Raw genomic sequence first — 23,423 nt, 5'->3', positions numbered from 1 at the left:
ACACTCTTTGGCTGAGAGCGCGCTGACTTCTTGGCGAGGAGCAGGCTGAATTCGCTATTGTGCCCCCGCCATCTTGACTTGGAGGCTCCAATCGAAAACAGCAAGTCGATGACGAGAGGATGACCATTGGCACAGAAATTCGATGTGATCGTGTTGGGCGCCGGTGCCGCCGGCATGATGTGCGCCATCCGCGCCGGCCAGCGTGGTCGCTCGGTGCTGGTGCTTGATCACGCCAAGGCGCCCGGCGAAAAGATCCGCATCTCGGGCGGCGGCCGCTGCAACTTTACCAATATCGGTGCGGCCCCCCAGCATTACCTCTCCGGCAACGCGCATTTCGTCAAATCGGCACTTGCCCGCTACACTGCCCGCGATTTCCTCGACTTGGTGGAACGGCATCGGATTCCCTGGCATGAAAAGACGCTCGGCCAACTGTTCTGCGACAACAGCGCCAAGGACATCATCGCGATGCTGCTGGCGGAAATGTCGGCCGCGAAAGTGTCCCTGAAGCTTCAGACGGCGATCGACGGCATCGAAAAATCGCCCGACGGATATCGGCTGGCCACCTCTGCCGGCCAGTTCGAAGCCGGGTCGCTGGTGGTGGCGACGGGCGGCAAGTCCATCCCGAAAATGGGCGCCACGGGCTTCGCCTACGAGATTGCTGCGCAGTTCGGGCTCAAGCTGGTCGAGACGCGCCCCGGCCTCGTGCCGCTGACCTTCGACCAGAACACACTCGAAAAACTGTCGCCGCTGTCCGGGATCGCGGTTCCTGCAGAAGTGCGCCATGGCCGGACGGGATTTCGCGAGGCCATGCTGTTTACCCATCGCGGCCTCAGTGGCCCGTCGATCCTGCAGATTTCCTCCTATTGGCGGGAAGGTGACGACATCACGCTGTCGATAGAACCGGATGCCTCAATCAGCGATGCACTGAAGGCGGCCCGCAAGACGAACGGCAGACAGGCGGCGCAGACGGCGCTTGGCGAAATACTGCCCAAGCGTCTTGCCCAATACTTCGTCGAAAACCGGGGCGTCACCGGCAATCTCGCGGATCTCTCCGACAAGATGCTGACAGGGCTTGCAGCATCGATCCAGGACTGGAAGATCCGCCCCGCCGGTTCGGAAGGATATCGCACGGCCGAGGTCACGCTGGGTGGTATCGATACTTCCGCACTGGATTCCAAAACGATGCAGGCCAAGGCCGTGCCAGGCTTGTATTTCATCGGCGAGTGCGTCGACGTTACAGGCTGGCTTGGCGGCTATAACTTCCAGTGGGCCTGGTCTTCCGGCTATGCTTGTGGAGACAGCCTCTAGGTAGAAATGCCAGTTGTGCTCGATTCAGGTGTTGTTAATATGCCTGGAGGATGCTGCCTTAATGCCAGCCCATTTGTTTGGTCTATAGGCTGCGTACCCGCCGGCTTCCGGCGGCCATCACCAAGATCGTGGAGTCGGATACCTATGCAGAAGACCCGCAGCGCCCGTGCAATTGCTATTGCCAAGACCCAGGATAACGCAAAGTTGATCCGCGTAAGATTTCTGGCGATGGCGATTGGAGCAACTGTTGCTCTTCTTTCGGTTCCTTTCTACTTCTGACGTAGTCTCCCCGCAGCCTTGCTGTGGCAAGGAATGTGTGAACGAGTAACGGCATCGGTGTAGCTCTGGATCTACGTCGGTCGCTTGAGTTACGTCAATTTCCTATTTATCTAATCTTCAGATATCTCCGTCAAAAACAACAGTGTCTCTCACATTTTGGAAAGAGCCCTGTTTTGACCAAGAAGCTTCTCCCCTCATCCGTTGTATCCCGGATTGTTCTCCTCTGCCTTTTTCTCGTTTCCGTGGCAGCGGCTACTCTTTCCGGGCTTGCCTATGTCAATCTTCGGAACGACGTCATGTCGAGTGCACGTGCCGATGCCTATAAGGCGATGCGCACGCTGGGGCTTCTTTATGAGCTGGAACTGCCCGGTGCGAGGACCGAGATCCGCGACGAAGTCGTCAACAAGGTTCTCCAGGGCGAAGGCGCTCTGAAAGGCCATGACGTGGTCGACCGTGCCGCTGCTGCCATCGGCGGCGTTGCAACGATCTTTGAAAAGCAGGGCGCAGACTACGTCCGCATCTCCACCAACGTGAAGACGGAAAAGGGTGAGCGCGCCATCGGCACGAAGCTTGCTCCCGAACATCCGGCGCAGCCGAAGCTCGGCAAGAGCGAATCCTATTTCGGAAACGCGGTTCTGTTCGGCAAGGACTACATGACCGGGTATTTCCCGATCACCAATGCCGCAGGTGCAGTCACCGGCGTCCTCTTCATCGGTGTTCCGATGGAAGTCTATTTCGCCCATATCGCGTCGTCTGCTTATATCCTCATTGGCACGTCGGCGATCGCGCTTCTGGTGCTCGGCTTCTTCAGCTTTTTCGCCATCCGGGCCCTCGTGCGCCCGCTCGGCGTGCTGACCGGCAGCGTCCGCGCCATTGCGCAGGGCGATAACAAGAGTGCGATCCCCTATCTCCAGCTGCCGAACGAATTCGGCAACATTGCCAGAGCCCTTGAGGTTTTCCGCGATAAGGACCGCGAAAAGCAGCTGATCGAAAGCCGCAGCGCCGCAGAGCGTGCCGAAGCGGAAGCGGATCGCCATCGCAACGATACCGAAAAGCAGCATGTCGACGCCCAGATCGAGCACGCCGTCACGCAGCTTGGATCGGCCTTGTCGCGTCTGTCCCAGGGCGATCTGTCCGCATCGATCGACACGCCGTTCTCCGGTCGTCTTGAAGGCCTGCGGACCGATTTCAACAATTCGATCCTGCGGCTGCGTGAAACGATGACGCATATCCGGGCCAGCACGCTCTCGATCCAGAAGAGCAGCTCCGATCTCAGCCACTCGTCGACGGACCTGTCACGCCGCACCGAAAGCCAGGCCGCTTCGCTCGAAGAGACGGCAGCCGCCGTGGACGAGATCACCGTTACCGTACGCTCCTCCGCCGAACGCGCACGCGAAGCCAATGACGCCGTGACGCAGACCAAGAAGAGCGCCGACAGTTCCGGCACCGTGGTCCGCAATGCCGTCGAAGCGATGGGCAAGATCGAGGAAGCGTCCAAGAAGATCGAACTGATCATCGACGTCATCGACGACATCGCCTTCCAGACCAACCTTCTCGCCTTGAACGCCGGCATCGAAGCCGCGCGGGCAGGGGATGCCGGCAAGGGCTTTGCGGTCGTCGCCCAGGAAGTCCGTGAACTGGCCCAGCGCTCCGCCGATGCGGCCAAGGAAATTAAGGGCCTGATCGACCAGTCCAGCCACGAGGTCCATTCCGGATCGACGCTGGTGCAGGAAGCGGGCGAAGTGCTGGCCACGATCAGCAGCGACATCACCATCATCAGCAAGCATGTCGATACGATCGCCACTGCCAGCCGCGACCAGGCCGCAGCGCTTCAGGACATCAATAGCTCCGTCAACAAGATGGATCAGATGACCCAGCAGAACGGTGCCATGGTGGGCGAAACCAGCGAGGCGAGCCGTCGTCTTGCTGAAGAGGCGGATATGCTGCTCGGCCTCGTCCAGCAGTTCAAGATCGACAGCCAGAGATCAATGGCCCGTCAGGATAGCCGGGCAGCCTGAGCGCGGGAAGATGAAATGACAAGGGGCGGCTTTCGGGCCGCCCTTTTTTGTGAACGATGAGCCGGTTGCGATTTCGGCTTGGCACAAGGGCATGGGTTCGGGCGGCGTCGATTTCCGGTAACCGCTGCTGCATTGCACATTCCCCCTTGTGGCCTGGGGAATTCCTTTCTACTCTCCTCAAAATTATAGGGAAATTCGCGCGAACCGTCCTGCCGCGCAGGGGCGGTGGCTGCAGGTGCTGCAACAGGAGAGAATTGATGAAAGCCCATTTGCTCAGCATAGCCGCCGCTTTGGCTGCGACCGCTTTCAGCGTGTCTGGTGTTTCCGCCCAGGAACGCACTGTGCATGTCTACAACTGGTCCGACTACATCGATGAATCGATCCTGCAGGACTTCACCAAGGAAACCGGCATCAAGGTTGTCTACGACGTCTTTGACAGCAACGATATCCTGGAAACCAAGCTGCTTGCCGGCGGCTCCGGTTACGACGTCGTGGTGCCGACCGCCCCGTTCCTCGCCCGCCAGATCCAGGCCGGCGTCTTCCAGAAGCTCGACAAGTCCAAGATCCCCAACCTTTCCAACCTGTGGCCGGAAATCTCGGCGCGTCTTGCCAAATACGATCCCGGCAACGAATACGCCGTCAACTACATGTGGGGCACGACCGGCATCGGCTACAATGTCGATAAGGTCAAGAAGGCACTCGGCGATACGCCCCTCGACAGCTGGGACGTGCTGTTCAAGCCTGAAAATGCTGCAAAGCTCAAGTCCTGCGGCGTCAACATCCTCGATGCATCCGACGAGACCTTCGCGATCGGCATGAACTATGTCGGCAAGGATCCCGACAGCAAGGAAACGAAGGATCTCGAAGCGGGCGGCAAGGTCTATTCCGACATCCGCTCCTCGGCAAAGACGTTCAACTCCTCGTCCTATATCGATGATCTCGCCAACGGCGACATCTGCATCACCATCGGCTGGTCGGGCGACATTCTGCAGGCAAAGACCCGCGCCGAGGAAGCCAAGAACGGCGTCAACATCGAGTTCTCGATCCCCAAGGAAGGAACCTATATGTGGTTCGACAACCTTGCGATCCCGGCCGATGCAAAGAACGTGGCCGAAGCGCATGAATTCATCAATTACTTGATGAAGCCCGAAGTGATCGCCAAGGCATCGAACTACGTTCAGTATGCCAACGGCAACCTGGCCTCGCAGAAGTTCATCGACAAGGAAGTCCTTGAAAACCCGGCGGTCTACCCGACCGAAGAGGTCACCAAGAAGCTCTTCACGATCTCGCCTTACGGGCCCAAGGAACAGCGCGTGCTGAACCGGCTCTGGACCCAGATCAAGACCGGCAAGTAACCATCGGCTTCGGGGCAGGCAAAACCTGCCCCGATCTGTTTCTGGCAATATTTCTTTAGGGCAGGCGGGGCAGGCGATGGCAAAGACACTCGGACCGGTAAAACGAAAATTCTCTCCGTGGACCGATCCGGCTTCGGTGCCCTTCATCCGCTTTGAAAACATCACCAAGCGCTTCGGCAATTTCACCGCCGTCGATAATCTGACGCTCGATATCTACGAGAGGGAATTCTTCTCGCTGCTCGGGCCGTCCGGCTGCGGAAAGACGACGCTGATGCGGATGCTGGCAGGCTTCGAGGAGCCGACGGAAGGCCGCATCCTTTTGCAGGGCAAGGACATTTCCGGTGTTCCGCCCTACAAGCGCCCGACCAACATGATGTTTCAGTCCTACGCGCTCTTCCCCCATATGTCGGTCGAAAAGAACATCGCCTTCGGCCTCAAGCAGGACAATTTGGCCAAGGGCGAGATCGATACCCGCGTCGAGGAAATGCTGAAGCTGGTCAAGCTGGAGCAGTTCGCCAAGCGCAAGCCGGCACAGCTTTCCGGCGGCCAGCGCCAGCGCGTGGCGCTGGCAAGGTCGCTTGCAAAGCGCCCGAAGGTCCTGCTGCTCGACGAACCGCTCGGCGCGCTCGACAAGAAGCTGCGCGAGGAAACCCAGTTCGAACTGATGGATATCCAGCAGACGCTGGGGCTCACCTTCCTGATTGTCACCCACGACCAGGAAGAGGCGATGACCGTGTCCGACCGTATCGCGGTCATGGACAAGGGCATCATCATGCAGGTGGCAACGCCTGCCGAAATCTACGAGGCCCCGAACAGCCGCTACGTGGCGGACTTCATCGGCGATATCAACATCCTCGAAGGCACGGTGACGCAAACCGATAGCGCGCTCGGCGCCCCCGGTCTGGTGCGGATCGACAGCGACGGTCTGAGCGTTGCCGCGGAACAGGAATGCCAGGCCGTCAAGGGAGATCACGTCGCCTACGCGGTCCGCCCGGAAAAGGTGCGCATTTCTCAGGAACAGCCCGCTGATACGTCCCTCAATGCGGCCTATGGCGAAGTCTGGGACATCGGCTATCTCGGCGACTTCTCGGTATTTCTCGTGAAGATGGAGGATGGCCGTATCGTCCGCGCCGCGCAGGCCAACGTCTCGCGCCTGGTCGATCGGCCGATCACCTTCGGCGACATGGTGTGGCTGACCTGGTCACGCGATGCCGGCCTTGTGCTGACACGATAGGGAGCGCGATCATGGCCGATACGACAGCCGACAATCCGCATGCCAACCCGGCCCGCTGGCTGGTCGTCGCAGTGCCCTATCTCTGGCTGCTGCTGTTCTTCGTCGCGCCCTTCCTGATCATCTTCAAGATCTCGCTGTCGGACACGGCTATTGCCATGCCGCCTTATACGCCGGTGTTCGGCGGCTGGGCCGCCATCAGCGATTTCGTCTCCGAACTCGACATCGAGAACTACCTGTTCCTGACCGAGGACCCGCTTTACTTCCAGGCCTATATGTCGTCGCTGCGGATCGCCGCGATCTCGACGTTCTTGCTTCTCCTCATCGGCTATCCGATGGCGCTTGCCATGGCGCGCGCACCCAATTCCATCCGGCCGATCCTGCTGATGCTGGTCATCCTGCCGTTCTGGACCTCGTTCCTGATCCGCGTCTATGCCTGGATCGGCATCCTGAAGCCGGACGGGTTGCTGACGCTCGCCTTGCAGACGATCGGGTTGATGGGACCTGACGAACAGGTGGAGATCTTCCGAACCGACACGGCCGTCTTTATCGGCATCGTCTATTCTTATCTGCCCTTCATGGTCCTGCCGCTCTATGCGGCGCTCGAAAAGATGGACAATACTCTGCTGGAAGCCGCCAACGATCTCGGCTGCCCGCCGTGGAAGGCGTTCTGGAAAATCACCTTCCCGCTGTCGCTGCCGGGCGTCATCGCAGGCTCGATGATCTGCTTCATCCCGATCACAGGCGAATTCGTCATCCCGGATCTGCTCGGCGGCGCCGATACGCTGATGATCGGCAAGACGCTGTGGACGGAGTTCTTCAGCAACCGCGACTGGCCGCTTGCCTCGGCCGTAGCAGTGGTCTTGCTCCTGATGCTGGTCGTGCCGATCGCCATCTTCCAGAACCAGCAGAAGAAGGTGGCGTGAGATGACAAAGAACCGCCTTGATGCCACCGTCCTGACGCTTGGCTTCGCCTTCCTCTACATCCCCATTATCATTCTGGTCGTCTACTCGTTCAACGCCTCGCGGCTCGTCACGGTCTGGGGCGGCTTCTCGCTCAACTGGTACGTCTCGATGTGGTCGAACCAGGGACTTATGGATGCCGCCTGGGTCACGGCCCGCGTCGGTCTGTTGAGCGCCACGTTCGGTACCATCCTCGGCACGCTGGCAGCGCTGACGCTGGTCCGCTACCAGAAGTTTCCTGGAAAAATGCTGTTTTCCGGCATGATCTATGCGCCGCTGGTCATGCCGGAGGTCATCACCGGCCTGTCGCTGCTTCTTCTGTTCGTGGCGATCGGCGTCGATCGCGGGTTCTGGACCGTCATCATCGCCCACACGACCTTCACCATGTGCTACGTGGCGATCGTCGTTCAGTCGCGGCTACTGACCTTCGATCGCAGTCTGGAAGAGGCAGCGCTCGATCTCGGCTGCCCGCCGGTCAAGACGTTCTTCCAGATCACCCTGCCGCTGATCCTGCCCGCCGTCATCTCCGGCTGGATGCTCGCCTTCACCCTGTCGTTGGACGACCTTGTGATCGCAAGCTTCAACACCGGGCCAGGTGCCACCACGCTGCCAATCAAGATCTATTCGCAGGTGAGGCTCGGTGTGACGCCGGAAATCAACGCAATCTGCACGATCCTGATCGCGCTGGTGACACTCGGCGTCATCGCCACCTCGATCGGCACCAAGCGCGCCGAGGTCCGGCGTATCCGCGACGAGCATATGGCGCTGCGGACCGGGAGCTGAACCGTCAGGGCGTGTGTTATTCGGTGATCTTCGGCGTGGGCTTTGCGACCGGCCAGATTACCGGGTTCTGCCAGGATCCCCCAATAAAAAAGTGGGTGGCATCCGGGCGGCCAGCGGCAGCGTCCCCGCTGGTTGTCCCGCTGGAATCTGTGAGCACACCGGCAGAAAGCGCGAGGCTGTTATTGGCATAGGGCACGATGCCGTTGAGCGTAATACGCTCGTTGGTTCCAACGATCAGCCCGTTGCGGATATCGGCTAAACCATCGGCGACGGTGACGTTAATATCGACACTCTGGAATTCGTAAGCTCCTGTCCCTGCTTCGCTCAGCGTGAAATAGGGTTTTTGGGTCGCCAGCCGTCTTATGCCTGCCATGTCCACACCGGGCAGAGTTCCGCTGCCGGCACGAAAGCGCAGAGATCCTTTGGCGTTGCGCAGCGTTTCCGCCGTCACCGGTCGCGCCACGTCCAGCGCCAGTTCGAGCGAGCCCGAGGCGCCGGGTAGCGGGGCCGTCAGGCCAAGCCGGCTGATCACGCTGGCGAAGTCGGCGTCCTGCACGGAGAGCCTTATGGCAACGCCGCCGGTCTCGCCGTCCTTGATCGTCGCGATGCGGCCGGTCAGTCGTCCGTTTTCGAAATCGCTGTCGAGAATATCGATCCGTGACTGGTCACCGATATTCATGATGCCGACGGCAACTTCGCTGAGCTGGAAGGGGCCGATCTCCACGCTTTGTGCGGAAAGCCTCAAATCCAGCTCGAGCCGGTCGCGCAGTCTTGCGGCGGGATCGCTTTTGTCGAGAAGTCGCGGCGCGATCTCGGCCAGCATCGGCAACACGTCGCGGGTGTTGAGGGCGAGCGTCCCCGTCAGCCGCGGGGGAGCATCCGCCGGCATGGTCAGGTCCAGAATGCCGCTTGCCGTGATGTCGTCGATACCGAGCGACAGGCTTTCGAACCGCATCGCCGTATCGTTGGTGATCAGCCGCGCCTTCACGGAGAGCTGCTTCAGCTTTTCCGTGCCTGGCAGATCGAACCCCATCCACTGCATGGCTTTGGCGCCATCCGCCGTTGCAAATTCGGCATCTCCGGACAAAAAGCCGTGGCTCGCGAGGTTGACGACGCCGCTGAACTTGGCGTTGAACAGGTCCGACTGGATCGAGCCCGAAGTGCTACTGCTGCGGCCCGAAAACAGAAGCAGAGGCTGGCGCGATGTGATATCGGCCGTGACCCTGCGGCCGGCAATCGTTGCCTGGCCCTTGAAGCTCGCGCTGCGTGAAAGGTAGGACCAGTCGATCTCGCTGTCGATCCGGTCGACCCGGACGATGCGGCCATCCTCTTCGTTGGTAATCTGAAGCGTGCCGTTCTCGATCAGGACATCGCCGATCGGCGCATCATTCGCATTGTCCAGCAACTGACCGGTGCCATCGCTTTTGACAGCACGAACGGCGCGGCTGAGCAATCCGTCATTGGTCCAGTCCAGTCGCCCATCCGGTTTGCGCAGCACGAAAAGCTGCGGGTCCTTGAGGTGGAAATCCTTGAATTCCGGCTGTCCCACCAGCGCGCCCAGAAGATCGAACGACGCCGACAGTTCACGGACGCTGCCAAGCATGCCTTTCTTGCCATGATCGATGTTGCGAACCATTACATCGGAGAATGTGATGCGCGGCTCCGGCCAGAAGGCAAGCGACGGCTGTCCGCCGATCGACACGTCGTGGCCGATCCATTCCTCGACGGCGCGCTCCATCCGTTCCCGTACCAGCACGGTCGAAACAAGGAAGGGTGCCGCGAGCTGGAAGGCGACGAAGAGGCTCAGCAGCGAGACCAGAACGATCAAGGCGATGCGCGTCCGCGTCCCTAAGGGGCGTCCGAAGGTCCTGCGCAGCTTTCCGTCTGTCTCGTTGGGCATGGCTCACGCGAATATAGGAAATGCCGGCGTCGCGCAAATGCAGCAAGCGCGCGCTCCAGTGCTTTATCCCCTTAGATCGCATGATATACAGACGGTCAGGGACGCGCCTGTGAACGGCATAGGAGGAGAATTGCATGAGTGAGCAGCAGCCGCTTTGGTCGCCATCGGAGGAGACGTTGCGGACAGCACCGCTTGCCCGCTTCATCGTCTGGTGCAGCGAGCGGTATTCAATCGGTTTTGAGGATTACGACGCATTCCACAGCTGGTCGATCGAACAGCGCGGCGATTTCTGGTCCGCCGTCTGGGATTTCTGCGGCGTCAAGGGCGACAAAGGCGACGTCTACCTGGACGACGATGGCGAAATGCTCGCCGCCCGCTTCTTTCCCCATGCACGCCTGAACTTCGCCGAAAATCTGCTTGCCGGCAGCGGAGCCGACGCGAAGACCTCGGACGCTCTGGTCTTCTGGGGCGAGGACAAGGTCAAGGACCGTTGGTCCTGGGAAAGGTTGCAGGGTGAGGTGTCAAGGCTTCAGCAGGCATACCGCGCACTCGGCATCGGCAGGGGAGATCGCATCGCCGCGATGATGCCGAATATGCCTGAAACGATCGCCTGCATGCTGGCAGCAGCCTCTATCGGGGCAATCTGGTCTTCCTGCTCACCGGATTTCGGTGAACAGGGCGTGCTGGACCGGTTCGGACAGATCGGCCCAAAGCTGTTCATCACCTGCGATGGCTACTGGTACAACGGCAAACTGCAGGATGTGTCGGCAAAGGTCGACGCGGTTTCAAAGACGCTCGGCGTACCGGTTCTGGTCGTGCCCTACGCGGGGTCGCAGCAAAAGGATGCCGCTCCGCTCGCAAAGACCCTCTCCGACGGCCGCGCGCTTGCCGATTTCCTGGCGCCATTTACGGCACGGACCGTCGAATTCGAGCCGCTGCCGTTCTCGCATCCGCTCTACATCCTGTTTTCGTCAGGCACGACCGGCATCCCGAAATGCATCGTCCACTCGGCCGGCGGCACGCTTCTCCAGCATGTGAAGGAACATCGGCTGCATTGCGGCATCGAGCCGGGTGAAAACCTGTTCTATTTCACCACATGCGGCTGGATGATGTGGAACTGGCTGGTCTCCGGTCTCGCAGTTGGCGCCACACTCTGCCTCTATGACGGTTCGCCCTTTGCTCCGGATGGCAACATCCTGTTTGACTATGCGGAACAGGAGCGGTTCGCCGTTTTCGGCACGTCCGCGAAATATATCGACGCCGTGCGCAAAAGCGGCATCGTGCCTGCGCAGAGCCACGATCTGTCCACCCTTCGCCTCGTGACCTCGACGGGCTCGCCGCTGTCACCGGAAGGCTTTTCCTTCGTCTATCAGGGCATCAAGAACGACGTCCATCTCGCCTCCATCTCCGGTGGCACGGATATCGTCTCCTGCTTCGTGCTGGGCAATCCGCTGAAGCCGGTCTGGCGCGGCGAGATCCAGGGGCCGGGCCTCGGCCTTGCCGTGGATGTCTGGAACGACGAGGGCCAGCCGGTGCGTGGCGAAAAGGGCGAACTCGTCTGCACCAAGGCATTCCCCTCCATGCCGCTGATGTTCTGGAACGATCCAGACGGCCAGAAATACCGCGCCGCCTATTTCGAGCGGTTCGACAACATCTGGTGCCACGGCGATTTCGCCGAATGGACGACCCATGGCGGCATCGTCATCCATGGCCGTTCCGATGCGACGCTTAATCCCGGCGGGGTTCGGATCGGCACGGCTGAGATCTACAATCAGGTCGAGCAGATGGACGAGATCGCCGAAGCGATCTGTATCGGCCAGGACTGGGACGAGGATGTGCGCGTCGTGCTGTTCGTCCGGCTGGCGGACGGACTGACGCTGGACGACCGACTGACCAGGGAGATCAAGGCGCGTATTCGCGCAGGCGCCTCGCCACGGCACGTGCCGGCAAAGATCGTCCAGGTCGCCGATATTCCCCGCACCAAATCCGGCAAGATCGTCGAACTTGCCGTGCGCGATATCGTTCACAATCGGCCGGTCAGAAATCGGGAGGCGCTTGCCAACCCGGACGCGCTGGAGCTGTTTGCCAATGTCGCGGAATTGCGGAATTGACGGCCATCAGGTGCCCTGTGCCATTGCGGTTCGCAGTGCCTGCATTGCCGGAACTGGTATTGGTTTTTAACGGCGTGTTAAGCCTCGCCCGCCAAAACTGATCCGGCATGATACTTTTCGTGTAGGGAAGATGAGCAAGGCTCAGGCTTTGCTGATTAGGAAGTCTTCCGTCACTTTTCGAACAGCATCAATTCCAGGCAGCCTCAGGGCTGCCTTCTTTTTACGTGCGTTCAGTTGGCAAGCACCCGCTGCGGCGGAAAGGTGATTTCCACCAGCGTTCCCTCGTTCGGCGCCGAGCTGATCGAGAAGGCTGCCTTGTTTGCATCCACCATCGCCTTGGTAAGCGGCAGCCCCAGACCTGTTCCGTCGCCACGCTTGCGGGCAGCACCGGCAACCTGCCGGAAAGGCTTCATCGCAAGTTCCAGTTCCGCCCGGGTCATGCCGATCCCTGTATCGCGGATACGCAGCGCCACGCTGCCATTCGGCTCATAGGCGGTCGACACCACTATCTGCCCGCCTGATGGTGTAAACCGGATCGCATTCGACAGTATGTTCAGCGCGATCTGCTTGACCGAGCGCAGGTCGGCGACGACTTGCGGCACAGCCTGCGACAGCGCGGTGCGGATGATCACTCGTTGGCCGTTTGCCTGCGGCTGCACCAGCGACACGGCTTCCGATATCGTTTCGTTGAGACCGACAGCGACGAAATCCAGTTCCATCTCGCCGGCTTCGATTTTCGAGATGTCGAGAAGGTCGTTGACGATGTCGAGTACGTGGCGACCGGACCGACCGATGTCGTTGGCATATTCGATATAGCGCGGATGGCCGATCGGCCCAAACCGCTCGCCGGCCATCATGTCTGAAAAGCCGATGATGGCGTTAAGCGGCGTGCGGATCTCGTGGCTGACATGCGCCAGGAAATCGCTCTTGTGCGCGTTGGCTGTCTCGGCGGCGCGCTTTGCCGTGCGAAGCTCGTCTTCGGTGCGCTTCCACTGGGTAATATCCCGGATCACGGCGCAATAACCGTTCGACGAGGTCAGCTTGCCGATCGTCATAAACAGCGGCAAGAACCCGCCGGACGCTTCGCGACCGATCACCTCGCGGCCATCGTTCAGCACGCTGGCAACGCCATGCCCGGCAAGTCCGGAAAGATAATCGACGATCGCCCGCTGGCTTTCATGGGCAAACAGCATCACGAACGGTTTGCCGTCGATTTCTTCCTGATCGTAGTTGAACAGCGCGCTTGCCGCCCTGTTCACCGAACGGATCTCGCCATCCGCACCGATCAGCACGACGCCATCGGTCGCAGTTTCCAGTATGGCACGCAACTCTTCGACTTCCACCTGCAGCCGGACCAACTGGTCGGCAGGGCGGACGGTGCGGGCAACCGTGCGGATTTCCTCGCCCGGGTGATCGGACAGCGAGTTTGCTTCCGACGCGTCGGATGTCGTCGGCATCAGCGCTAGCATCAGGGCCGTCGTGTCGTCCCAGCGAACCGATTGCAGACGTGCGGTCACCGGCAGGATCTCGTCGTCGGCACGCACCACCACCATGCCGCTTGGTCTCGCACCATCGCCATCGAAGTCCTGGCGCTGCAGGAGGGCATCCAGACCGCCGACCTCTTCCAGTTCCTCAAGTGATGCATAGCCGGTCAGCTTGAGGAATTCCGGATTGCAATGGATCAGCGTGTCGCCGTTGTGAACGAGCAGTGCCACCGGCATCTGGTCGACAATCTCGGCGGAGAGGCCGATGCGCTCGCGCACCGGGATCATGCTCAGCAGAGGGACGTCGGATGGCTCGACATGCTCTGGCTCCGGCGCAACATCTGCGGGCTCAAGCATTGCTGCAGCCGGGATTTCCGTGCCAGCGTCGTCCTCGCTGTCGCTCTGGTTCTCGTTTGCAGCGACAGGCGGGAAGTCCGAGGCGAAGTGGTCGTCAACAGCGCTGCCGTCGAGATCGGTTTCGGATGCCTCGATGCTCTGGTCTTCGTCTTCCGCCTGAGCGGCGATCTCGGCCTCATCCGACACGTGGTCTTCTGCGGCCGGTGCGTCATCGGCGGAACGCACCTCTTCTTCGGATGCCACGTGCGAAGCAGGCTGCTCCTGCCAAGCATTGGTCACATCAGTCTCATCTGCCACTGGCTCTGAAACGTCAGTATTCTCCGCGGAAATCTCGCTTGTGGGGGAAGCTTCGCTCGGCGCTGGTTCAGCAGGCGCAGTCTCGGCGCTCACTGGCGTTTCTTCCGTTGCGCGGTCGAGCTGGCGCCCAATCTCGCGGAAGGCCGCCTGTTCGACCGGCGTCAGGCGGGCGCGGTGTTCTTCGAGCTGGATGACCTTGTCGGACTGGCGACGGCCGGGGTTCTCGACCAGTCGCAGCGCAGGACGCTCACCGGCTGGCCACTCGAGCGGGGCAGCGTCGGAACGGTCGCTATCGGAATAGGTGGTTCCGTAGATAGCGCTATCGGAGGGGGACGTTGCTTCGGGTTCCGCCGGTTGCGCTTCCGTCTCCACCGGGCGGTCTTCCAGAACGTCGGAGACCTGCTCCGCGTCATCGGATGGCAGATCGGCGTCGTTTACCGCGTCCTCGATGCCCGGTTCGTCAGTCTCCTTGACCGCTTCATCCTCGACCGTCGTCGGCGAAAGCGTCAGGCCGGTGGCGTCAGGATCATCCTTGGCGTCGGCGATCCGTACGATGCCGAAGCCGCGGAAGCCGTCGAATTCGCGACTCCGGGTATAGGTGGGCAGTGCCGCCAGATCGACCGGCACGACAAGTGCCGTGCCCTCTACCGGCCACCAGATGGTTTTGCCCGACCAGGTGTCGCGCTTGCCGAGCAGTTCGGTGATGCGCCCCTCGGGATCCAGATGGAAGAGAGCGGCGAGGTCGGAAAACGCCATGCCGACAACATCTGCGGCATGCGGTCCCACGGCCTTGGCGAATTCGCCCGAGACCTCTGTAAACTGCCCATCGGCATCGATCTTCCAGACGAAACGCACAGCGCGTGAATCGCGGCTGAACACAAAGCCTTCCACGTCGCCGGATGCATCGGGCTCGGCAACCGTAGTTTCGGGAGCGGCGACCGATGTCAGAGCCTGCTCGCTCCGTGTTTCGGCGGGCTCGGATGCATCCGCTGCCTCCGGTGCCGGAAGGCGGTCTTCCGCGATCTCGTCCGAGGCTTCCGCGATCTCATGCGCCGGAATGTCTTCGACAACATCCTCCGACACGATGTCTTCGGCAACTGCTTCCGGAGCCGGCTCCAGATCGACTTCTTCACTCTCCGGCTCTACCGCCGCCGCTTCTTCAACTGGTACGTCGCCATCGACCGGCGCGTCAGCAACCGTAGCTGCGTCGTTAACCGCGCTTACCGCAGCCTCTATTTCCGCAACCGGCTCCGGCTGCTCGGCAGGCTCGGAATTTTCTTCGTCCGCCGCAGTCTCTTCAATCGCGACCGTGTTGATCTCGGTTGCCTCTGCCGCCGTCACGGTTTCAGGAAGCTCGAACTCTTCCTGAGCCTCAACATCGTCCTCGATCGCGGCAAGGGCGTCGATGACGGCGGTCTCGTCATTGGGCACCATCGCAACGACGCCGGGATCAACCAAGGTTTGCGGGGTAACCGCGTCATCGGTCGCCATATCGACCGTGAATAGAATGTAGAGGGCAGGGGCGTCCGAAAGCTTGCCGATGGCAGCCGGAAGGTTGCCCTTGGCGGTCATGATCGGCCGTTTGGCAAGCCGGCTGGGATCGGCGGATGCCGTCGCCGAAAGCGTCGTGATCGCCGCTTCCGATATGTCGAGACTTTCAAAACGCTCGGAGGCAGCGGCAACCTTGCCTGCCGCGTCAACGATAGCGATATGGGTGTCTGCTTCCTCGAAGCCCTCGATCATCCGCTCCGCACGCTCGGCGATCGTTGCAAGCTCCCGCTCGGGTGCTGCCGAAAACAGAATGGCCCGCTCGCCATGGACTTCGACAAGTTCACAGGCCCCGCGAAGCACGACCCGTTGGAAACCTGAAATAACGCGGACTGCGAGGCCTCTTGTATCGCCGACCTTGGCAAGCTGGCGGGCGGTTGCCTCGACCTGACGAAAGGCCACGTCGGCGCGGTTCGGCCCCTGATCGATCAGGTCGTAGATCGAGCCAAATCCGAAGAGCGCTGCACCGCGTCCGTTCGCCCACAAAGGCATGCGCATGTCGGAGGAAAACAGCACTATACCGTCGCCCGCTGCAAAGCGTTCCCTGACGCGCTCGTGGACGGCGATGTCGATGAAAGGGTACTGTACAGAGGACATGAACGACCTGTCGGTTAACTACCGGCATTCCTGAGAGACTTAATCCTTCGTTAATACCTTGCCCCCCTTCCGGGGTCCACAGGCCGACCGGTTAAACCTCCGTCAGGGTTAACGGCGGCGCTTTTGTGCGCCGCACAAATTCGTTGCGCGGCACAACGTTTGCGATTATATTTCAGGCATCCAACTCCGGCTTTTGCCCATTTAAAAGTCGGGGTAGGGCCTTGGAGGAGCTTTCGCGATGGCACACGGCACAGAAGAGATGTTTTCGTTTTCCGCTTTCGATCCCATGAAGCTTGGCGAACGCCTTCGCGACTTTGCCGGGCAGGGCGCAAGCCAGTCCAGTGAAGCCTATGCTAGGATGAAAGCCGCGACAGAGGAAGCCACCATGGCGGTGGAATCCACAGTTCACACGGCCCAGTCCGGTTCCGTTGAACTCGGGCTTAAGGCAATGGAAGCGTTCCGGTCCAATGCGGATCTGTCGCTCTCGCACATGCAGGCGCTGCTCGGCGTCAAATCAGCGTCGGAATTCTTCGAATTGCAGACCTCGTTCATCCGCCGTCAGGCAGAGGCGACGGTCGAGCAGGCAAAATCCATGCAGGACATGGCCCGCCAGCTTGCAGAAGACGTGTCGCGGCCGGGCAAGGACGCTGCCGAAAAGGCACTGGCAAATTTCCGGACCGCTTGATAGCGACCAGCGCATCACGCCCGTATTCCATGGCCGCCGACTGGGCGGCCATTCCATTTTTGGCTTCGTTCTCTCAAAAGGGGCTTGCCAAACGCTGCCGATGGCAGTATCTGCACCGGCGACGCGATTTAGGCGTCTTGTGCGGTTGTAGCTCAGTTGGTTAGAGCGCAGGCTTGTGGCGCCTGAGGTCAGTGGTTCGACCCCACTCAACCGTACCACTTCTTTTCCTGGAATTTCAGATCAGTGAAGCGGCTTGTCGCCGGCAATCCGCATGGCGTCCTGAAACACACGGCCGAGCCTGGCGCGTTCTTCGCCCAGTTGGACCAGGGCCTTGTTGAACCGCCGCGCTACGGCAGCATCGATATCGCTCCGCCGGACCTGGTTTGGTTTATGGCCATCCTGCGATTTGACAATCATCGGGCGACCGATGTTTTCCTGAAACTGCGCCAATGTCATGCCCGCCTTCAGCAACAGCGTGCGCATATGAGTCCTGTTTTCGGTCGCTAGCGTCAACCGGAAAGCATTGACCAGCGAGTCCTTGGAGGCCGGCAGGTCGCGCACGTCGAAGAGGTCGTTTTTCGTCTCGTGTTCGCGCAAATAGGTCAGATGAAGCTCCACAAGGCGATGCGCCGCCTCGAGAATGTCAGCATCTGTGCTTCCGGGTATACCCAGATTTTCAAAACGTTTCGAACTCGACTGATGCATATTGACGTCCCTATTCGAGCAGAGAACGCGCGAAGACTGTTTTTGTTCGAAAAAGCGGCAAACAACGGGCTCGGATCTGCGACGACGCCCAACACTTTTTGTTGCAGTGCAGCGAATGCCCTTGCCGTGGGGGCATCAATGCATATCTATTGTGCTCTGGCGGCACCAAAATTGTGCAGTCGAACTTCGGGCTGCTTGCCCCCTTCACTGCCTAGCGGCAGATTTTGACGGAAGGAAGATTACCATGACGGTTTCCATTAATAACTTTCGTGCCCCGACAGAACAGGTTCTCGCACCGGATCAGGTGGCTGGGTTGATTGCCCAAGCGCGCCAGGCTGCCGGCTACAGCATCGACGATCTTGCCGTTACGACCGGATTGGTCACGGACGAGATCGTGGGTATGGAGAACGGCACGGATTTCGATCCTGCCAAGTTGAAGCGCATCGCAAATGCCCTCAAGATGCCGATGTCGGTTCTGAAGGCGTCGTAATCGGAGACGTCCGGCCTATCATGCTGGACGCTGTGAATGCTTAAGGCCCGCTTCTCGCGGGCTTTATTTTTGTCCGGACGGCGGTTTCCACACGAAGATCCGCGCTTCCTCCTGAATGACTTCCCGCAGGAAATCCGCGACGGTTCGAACCCGCACCAGGTTCCTGGCCGTCTCGTGATAACTGCTCCAATAGGCCCGGCGAATGGAGATGTCCGGAAGGATGCGGGTCAGGTTCATGTCCTGCGAAGCGACATAGTCGTGCAGAATGCCGATCCCGGCGCCGGACCGCACCGCTTCGATCTGGCCGATTGCGCTCGAAATCTCGAACCCGGCATCCCAGTTGCGCATCACCTCGCCGGTGAAGTTCAGCGACGGGGAAAAGATCAGGTCTTCCACATAACCGATCCGCGCATGGTCCTTGAGCGCCTCGATACTGTCGGGCACGCCTGCGTCCTGGAGATAGGCTTTCGAGGCGTAGAGGCCGAGCGTGTAATCCGTCAGCCGCGATGAGACCAGGCGCCCCTGTTCTGGCCGGTCGATCGTGATTGCGATATCCGCTTCCCGTTGCGACAGCGAAAACGAGCGTGGCACCGGCACCAGTTGCAGTTTCAGCTGCGGATGCCGCTTCGTCAGCATTCCCAGGCGCGAGGCCAGGAAGTGCACGCCGAACCCGTCGGGCGCGCCGACCCGCACGGTACCGGCAATTGCCGCGTCGATCCGGCCGGTGCTTGCCTGCGCGTCCAGCATTTCCGTTTCGATCCGCTCGGCGGCCCGCAAAAACACCTCTCCCTCCGGCGTCAACTCGCAGCCATTGGTGCGGCGGATCAGCAGCCGCGTGCGCAGATCCTCTTCCAGCGCTGATATCCGGCGCCCGACCGTCGCATGGTTGATGCCCAGCCGACGGGAAGCCGCCAGGATCTGTCCGCTGCGCGCCACAGCCAGGAAAAGCCGCAGGTCATCCCAGTTCATCGTCACCTCACGGTGGGTATCGTTGTGTCGAATTTTGCACAACGGATGCGTAAACCATGGCGTTGCCTTGTGCAAATTGACGCGTATCCTCGCCGCTTACAACTTCAAGAAGGAGGATCACCATGTACGAGATCGGTCATTTCATCGGCGGCAAGCATTTTGCCGGCACGAGCGGGCGCACGGCCAATGTCTTCAATCCGGCAACGGGCGAAGTCCAGGCGACCGTGGCGCTTGCGAGCGATGCGGATCTGAATGCAGCCGTCGAGAATGCCAAGGCTGCCCAGCCGAACTGGGCCGCCACCAACCCGCAGCGCCGCGCCCGCGTCTTCATGAAGTTCGTCCAGTTGTTGAATGACAACATGAATGAACTTGCCGAGATGCTGTCGCGCGAGCATGGCAAGACGATCGAGGATGCCAAGGGTGACATCGTTCGCGGTCTTGAAGTCTGTGAATTCGTCATCGGCATCCCGCATCTTTCCAAGAGCGAGTTCACCGAGGGTGCCGGTCCGAACATCGACATGTATTCCATTCGGCAAGCGGTCGGCATCGGTGCCGGCATCACGCCGTTCAACTTCCCGGCGATGATCCCGATGTGGATGTTTGCACCGGCGATTGCCTGCGGCAATGCCTTCATCCTGAAGCCTTCCGAGCGCGATCCCTCCGTGCCGATGCGTCTGGCCGAACTGATGATCGAGGCAGGCCTTCCGGCCGGCATTTTGAACGTCGTCAACGGCGACAAGTCCACGGTCGATGCGATCCTGACGCATCCGGATATCTCTGCCGTCTCGTTTGTCGGCTCGACGCCGATCGCCCGCTACGTCTACGGAACCGCCGCCATGAACGGCAAGCGCGCGCAGTGCTTCGGCGGCGCGAAGAACCACATGATCATCATGCCCGATGCCGATCTCGACCAGGCCGCCAACGCCCTGATGGGCGCCGGTTACGGCTCGGCCGGCGAGCGCTGCATGGCGATCTCGGTGGCTGTCCCTGTTGGCGATGAAACCGCCAATCGCCTGATCGAGAAGCTGACGCCGATGGTCGAATCCCTGCGCATCGGCCCCTACACGGACGAAAAGGCCGACATGGGCCCGGTCGTCACCAAGGAGGCCAAGGAGCGTATTCTCGGCCTGATCAACAAGGGTGTCGAAGAGGGCGCAAACCTCGTTGTCGATGGCCGCGATTTCAAGCTGCAGGGCTACGAAAACGGCAATTTCGTCGGCGGCTGCCTGTTCGACAACGTCACGCCCGACATGGACATCTACAAGACCGAAATCTTCGGCCCTGTCCTGTCAGTGGTGCGCGCCAAGACTTATGAGGAAGCGCTCGACCTGCCGATGCGCCATGAATACGGCAATGGTGTCGCGATCTATACCCGCGACGGCGATGCCGCCCGCGACTTCGCCTCGCGGATCAATATCGGGATGGTCGGCGTCAACGTTCCGATCCCGGTGCCGCTCGCCTATCACTCCTTCGGCGGCTGGAAGTCCTCGTCCTTCGGCGACCTCAACCAGCATGGCACGGATTCGATCAAGTTCTGGACCCGCACCAAGACGGTAACCAGCCGCTGGCCCACAGGCATCAAGGATGGCGCCGAATTCGTCATGCCCGTGATGAAATAAGCCCGGCTGTCGAATAGACACGCTCCGCCGCATTCTCGTGCGGCGGAGACATTGACCTCTTCCTAGGCGCTGCTAATTTACACATTCGTGTGAGGGGGAGTGTTCATCATGAATTACGAGTGGGACGTTTCGCGCGCGCGCCGCATCCGCCTGGCGAAAATCGGCATAACGTTTCTGGCGGCGACCTTCCTGTTTGCAGTTCCAGTCTGGTTTGCGGTACACATGGGCCTTGCCGGATAATGCCGGCAATAAAGCGCGTCATCGGCAACGCAGCGTTCAAGGGCAATTTCGCAAACTTTGGAATTGTTCAAAACTAGCAAACCCACTATGTATGGGGCCGTGACGAGTCTCGGGAGACGAATATGCGCCTGACAAAGCAGACCAACTACGCCGTTCGCATGCTCATGTACTGTGCTGCGAACGAGGGGAAGCTCAGCCGCATCCCGGAGATCGCGCGCGCCTATGGCGTGTCCGAACTGTTTCTCTTCAAGATCCTGCAGCCTTTGACCAAGGCCGGCTTGGTCGAGACCGTTCGCGGCCGAAACGGCGGTGTTCGCCTCGGTCGCGCTGCCGACCGTATCACTCTGTTTGATGTGATCCGCGTGACGGAAGACAGTTTCGCGATGGCCGAATGTTTCGAGGAGGGCGTCGCCGAATGTCCTCTGGTCGATAGCTGTGGTCTCAACTCGGCACTTCGCAAGGCGCTCAATGCCTTCTTCGACGTGCTGGCAGACTATACGATCGACGATCTGGTCAAGGCGCGCCCGCAGATCAACTTCCTGCTCGGGATCGATCCGCCGCCGGCAATCGCCAAGATGGTCGCGGCACCCGCCGCCTGATCTCAATACAGATCTCATCGCAGCATCAGTTTAGCGGCCCGGCAGGTTGACCTCCGGGCTGTCTTCTTTAGGAGTAGGCAACGTTTCCTTTATTGATGGCCCCTTGAGCCTGGCTCCGGGTGGTCACCCAGATATTCGTTGCTATGCCCTTTCCCCAACTGCGTGAATTTGCCCTGACCGCGCTGGTCGGTGCCGGCGGTGCGCTGATCGCCGCGATGATCGGCTTCCCCGCTCCCTATCTAATCGGTCCGGCGCTGGCCGTGTCGCTTGCGGGTATCGCAGGCCTCACCCTCTCGATCCCGAAAATCGTCCGGAACGGCTGCTTCATCGTCATCGGCATCTCGATGGGGGCGACCGTCACGCCCGACATCCTCGTTGCGATCAAGCGCTGGCCGCTAAGCTTCGTGATGGTCATGGTCACGGTCACAGCTCTGCTTTACGTCGCGGCCTGGGTCATGCAGCGTTTCTTCCATTACGACCGCACCACGGCTTTCCTCGCAGCTTCGCCGGGACATCTGAGCTACGTGCTCAGTCTTGCCGCTGACATGCGTTGCGACCAGCGAACGGTCGGCATTTCCCAGAGCGTGCGCGTCCTTCTGTTGACCATCAGCGTACCCCTGATTGTCACAGCATTTGATCTTGGCGGCGGAGATAGTGTCACTCAGGTCATCGCGATGGACCTGCCGATGCTGTTGGGCATCCTTGCGGTCTCGACCGTCATCGGCATGCTCTTCCTGCGCTGGAAGCTTCCCGCAGCCCTTCTGCTCGCCGGCACACTGGTTTCGATCTCAACCCACGTGACATCGTTCGCCACCGGTGGCGTTCCCTCCTGGCTCATTGTCCCCGTCTATATCCTTCTCGGCGCCAACATCGGAACGCGCTTTTGCGGAATCTCGCTTCTCGAGGTGCGCACAGCGCTCGTATCCGGCCTCGTGGTCACGGTGATCGTCTCGGTCATGGCGGCGGCCATGGCCGGCACCGTCTCGTATGTCCTGGACATACCGCTCGATGCGGCCCTGATCGCGTTTTCGCCCGGTGGGCTGGAGACCATGGCGGCGATGGCGGTCATGCTGCATGCCGACCCGACCTATGTCGGCGCCCATCACGTCCTGCGCCTGATCTTTCTGTCGATCCTGATGCCGTTTGCGCTCGGGCGCGATGAAACGGGTTCGGGCAAGTCCGCGACTGGCGTTGAAGATCGCCGGGACTTGTGATCTGTCGCTCAATGCGGTTGAAGGAGACCGGCTGTCGATATCAAAGAGGAGCAACCAATGAGCAAACAGGCTGGCAGAGCCATCATCGTCATGGGCGTCAGCGGCGCTGGAAAGAGTTCCGTCGCTGAGCGTCTGGCAGAGAGCCTGAATTGCCGCTTCATGGAAGGCGACAGTCTGCATCCGCAGTCCAATGTCGACAAGATGGCGCAGGGAACTCCGCTCACCGATGAAGACCGCTGGCCCTGGCTCGACGTGATCGGCGAGAAGATCGCCGAGGCTCTCGCGCGTTCAGAAGACCTCGTGGTGACCTGCTCTGCACTGAAAGTCGTCTACCGCGAACGGCTGCGCAGCGCTGCGGGTGGCAAACTGACCTTCGTGTTTCTCAAAGGAAGCCAGGAGCTGTTGAGCCGCCGGATGGGCGAGCGCAAGGGCCATTTCATGCCGACGTCTCTGTTGCAAAGCCAGCTTGCCACGCTGGAAAGCCCCGAGGGTGAAGCAGGCGTCGTGACCGTCGACATTGACGCCACGCTCGACCGCATCGTGGCAGATGCCGTAGCGGGGTTGAAGGATACGATATGACACGCGATCCTAATTCAAGATAGACTGTTTGAGTGTCGAATTATTTTCAAAATTCTAATGCTTTCGGTGATCCGACATGCCTGACTTGCCGT

At 60.3% G+C, this 23,423-nt stretch carries 19 protein-coding genes and 1 tRNA gene; 16 read left to right on the top strand and 4 right to left on the bottom strand.

All coding sequences use genetic code 11. The features are described 5' to 3' along the window. The first annotated feature begins 126 nt into the window (after window positions 1-126). From ASG19_RS03575 to ASG19_RS03550, 7 genes are all read left to right on the top strand, one after another. Window positions 127-1,308, top strand: coding sequence for an NAD(P)/FAD-dependent oxidoreductase (locus ASG19_RS03575; protein ID WP_082476175.1), 1,182 nt, complete (start codon window positions 127-129; stop codon window positions 1,306-1,308). Window positions 1,309-1,452: 144 nt separating this feature from the next. Next, window positions 1,453-1,587, top strand: coding sequence for a hypothetical protein (locus ASG19_RS24595; RefSeq protein ID WP_256413687.1), 135 nt, complete (start codon window positions 1,453-1,455; stop codon window positions 1,585-1,587). A 296-nt stretch (window positions 1,588-1,883) separates the two neighbouring features. Next, window positions 1,884-3,605 carry a methyl-accepting chemotaxis protein gene (locus ASG19_RS03570; protein WP_244476074.1) on the top strand — a complete coding sequence of 574 codons (1,722 nt, stop codon included), beginning with the start codon at window positions 1,884-1,886 and terminating at the stop codon, window positions 3,603-3,605. Between the two features lie 257 nt (window positions 3,606-3,862). Further along, the gene (locus ASG19_RS03565; RefSeq protein WP_082471837.1) at window positions 3,863-4,960 is read left to right on the top strand and encodes a polyamine ABC transporter substrate-binding protein; all 1,098 of its coding nucleotides are present in this window, start codon (window positions 3,863-3,865) and stop codon (window positions 4,958-4,960) included. Window positions 4,961-5,036: 76 nt separating this feature from the next. Beyond that, window positions 5,037-6,194, top strand: coding sequence for an ABC transporter ATP-binding protein (locus ASG19_RS03560; RefSeq protein WP_062453769.1), 1,158 nt, complete (start codon window positions 5,037-5,039; stop codon window positions 6,192-6,194). Between the two features lie 11 nt (window positions 6,195-6,205). Further along, a complete protein-coding gene (locus tag ASG19_RS03555; protein ID WP_062453768.1) occupies window positions 6,206-7,117 on the top strand; it encodes an ABC transporter permease subunit in 912 nt (303 codons plus the stop codon). 1 nt (window position 7,118) lies between these two features. Next, window positions 7,119-7,937, top strand: coding sequence for an ABC transporter permease (locus tag ASG19_RS03550; RefSeq protein ID WP_062453767.1), 819 nt, complete (start codon window positions 7,119-7,121; stop codon window positions 7,935-7,937). Between the two features lie 16 nt (window positions 7,938-7,953). On the opposite strand, the gene ASG19_RS03545 is transcribed toward ASG19_RS03550, so the two are convergent. Beyond that, window positions 7,954-9,837: an AsmA-like C-terminal region-containing protein gene (locus tag ASG19_RS03545; RefSeq protein ID WP_062453766.1), complete on the bottom strand. Its 1,884-nt coding sequence runs from the start codon at window positions 9,835-9,837 to the stop codon at window positions 7,954-7,956. Window positions 9,838-9,971: 134 nt separating this feature from the next. On the opposite strand from ASG19_RS03545, the gene ASG19_RS03540 reads away from it, so the two are divergent. Continuing rightward, window positions 9,972-11,948, top strand: a complete 1,977-nt coding sequence (locus ASG19_RS03540; RefSeq protein ID WP_062453765.1) for an acetoacetate--CoA ligase — start codon at window positions 9,972-9,974, stop codon at window positions 11,946-11,948. A 230-nt stretch (window positions 11,949-12,178) separates the two neighbouring features. On the opposite strand, the gene ASG19_RS03535 is transcribed toward ASG19_RS03540, so the two are convergent. Further along, entirely contained in the window at window positions 12,179-16,231 is a 4,053-nt protein-coding gene (locus ASG19_RS03535; RefSeq protein WP_062453764.1) for a PAS domain S-box protein, read from the bottom strand. Window positions 16,232-16,469: 238 nt separating this feature from the next. Between ASG19_RS03535 and ASG19_RS03530 the strand changes: the two genes are divergently transcribed. Both ASG19_RS03530 and ASG19_RS03525 read left to right on the top strand, forming a co-directional pair. Beyond that, window positions 16,470-16,916, top strand: coding sequence for a phasin (locus tag ASG19_RS03530; protein ID WP_062453763.1), 447 nt, complete (start codon window positions 16,470-16,472; stop codon window positions 16,914-16,916). 141 nt (window positions 16,917-17,057) lie between these two features. Continuing rightward, window positions 17,058-17,134, top strand: a tRNA-His gene (locus tag ASG19_RS03525). Window positions 17,135-17,156: 22 nt separating this feature from the next. On the opposite strand, the gene ASG19_RS03520 is transcribed toward ASG19_RS03525, so the two are convergent. Next, window positions 17,157-17,621 carry a hypothetical protein gene (locus ASG19_RS03520; RefSeq protein ID WP_062453762.1) on the bottom strand — a complete coding sequence of 155 codons (465 nt, stop codon included), beginning with the start codon at window positions 17,619-17,621 and terminating at the stop codon, window positions 17,157-17,159. A 244-nt stretch (window positions 17,622-17,865) separates the two neighbouring features. Here ASG19_RS03520 and ASG19_RS03515 point away from each other — a divergent pair, with 244 nt between their 5' ends. Further along, complete coding sequence (locus ASG19_RS03515) at window positions 17,866-18,111, top strand: helix-turn-helix transcriptional regulator (RefSeq protein ID WP_062453761.1); 246 nt, start codon at window positions 17,866-17,868, stop codon at window positions 18,109-18,111. A 63-nt stretch (window positions 18,112-18,174) separates the two neighbouring features. On the opposite strand, the gene ASG19_RS03510 is transcribed toward ASG19_RS03515, so the two are convergent. After that, window positions 18,175-19,080 (bottom strand): LysR family transcriptional regulator, encoded by a 906-nt coding sequence (locus tag ASG19_RS03510; RefSeq protein ID WP_062453760.1) that lies wholly within the window; start codon window positions 19,078-19,080, stop codon window positions 18,175-18,177. 122 nt (window positions 19,081-19,202) lie between these two features. On the opposite strand from ASG19_RS03510, the gene ASG19_RS03505 reads away from it, so the two are divergent. The 5 genes from ASG19_RS03505 to ASG19_RS03490 all read left to right on the top strand — a co-directional run bounded on the left by ASG19_RS03505 (window position 19,203) and on the right by ASG19_RS03490 (window position 23,331). Then, the gene (locus tag ASG19_RS03505; RefSeq protein ID WP_062453759.1) at window positions 19,203-20,699 is read left to right on the top strand and encodes a CoA-acylating methylmalonate-semialdehyde dehydrogenase; all 1,497 of its coding nucleotides are present in this window, start codon (window positions 19,203-19,205) and stop codon (window positions 20,697-20,699) included. A gap of 108 nt (window positions 20,700-20,807) precedes the next feature. Next, window positions 20,808-20,939: a hypothetical protein gene (locus ASG19_RS24590; RefSeq protein ID WP_256413688.1), complete on the top strand. Its 132-nt coding sequence runs from the start codon at window positions 20,808-20,810 to the stop codon at window positions 20,937-20,939. Window positions 20,940-21,061: 122 nt separating this feature from the next. After that, entirely contained in the window at window positions 21,062-21,538 is a 477-nt protein-coding gene (rirA, locus tag ASG19_RS03500) for an iron-responsive transcriptional regulator RirA (RefSeq protein ID WP_062453758.1), read from the top strand. A gap of 143 nt (window positions 21,539-21,681) precedes the next feature. Next, on the top strand, window positions 21,682-22,752 hold the full coding sequence (locus ASG19_RS03495; RefSeq protein WP_062453757.1) for an AbrB family transcriptional regulator: 1,071 nt from the start codon (window positions 21,682-21,684) through the stop codon (window positions 22,750-22,752). A gap of 57 nt (window positions 22,753-22,809) precedes the next feature. Next, complete coding sequence (locus ASG19_RS03490) at window positions 22,810-23,331, top strand: gluconokinase (protein WP_062453756.1); 522 nt, start codon at window positions 22,810-22,812, stop codon at window positions 23,329-23,331. The last annotated feature ends 92 nt before the right edge of the window (window positions 23,332-23,423 follow it).

Origin of the sequence: Rhizobium sp. Leaf306 (assembly GCF_001423425.1) — a bacterium.
In the GTDB taxonomy this organism is placed as follows: Bacteria; Pseudomonadota; Alphaproteobacteria; order Rhizobiales; family Rhizobiaceae; genus Neorhizobium; species Neorhizobium soli.
The sequence above is the reverse complement of the archived record's forward strand: the minus strand, read 5'-3'. Positions and strand labels throughout refer to the sequence as shown.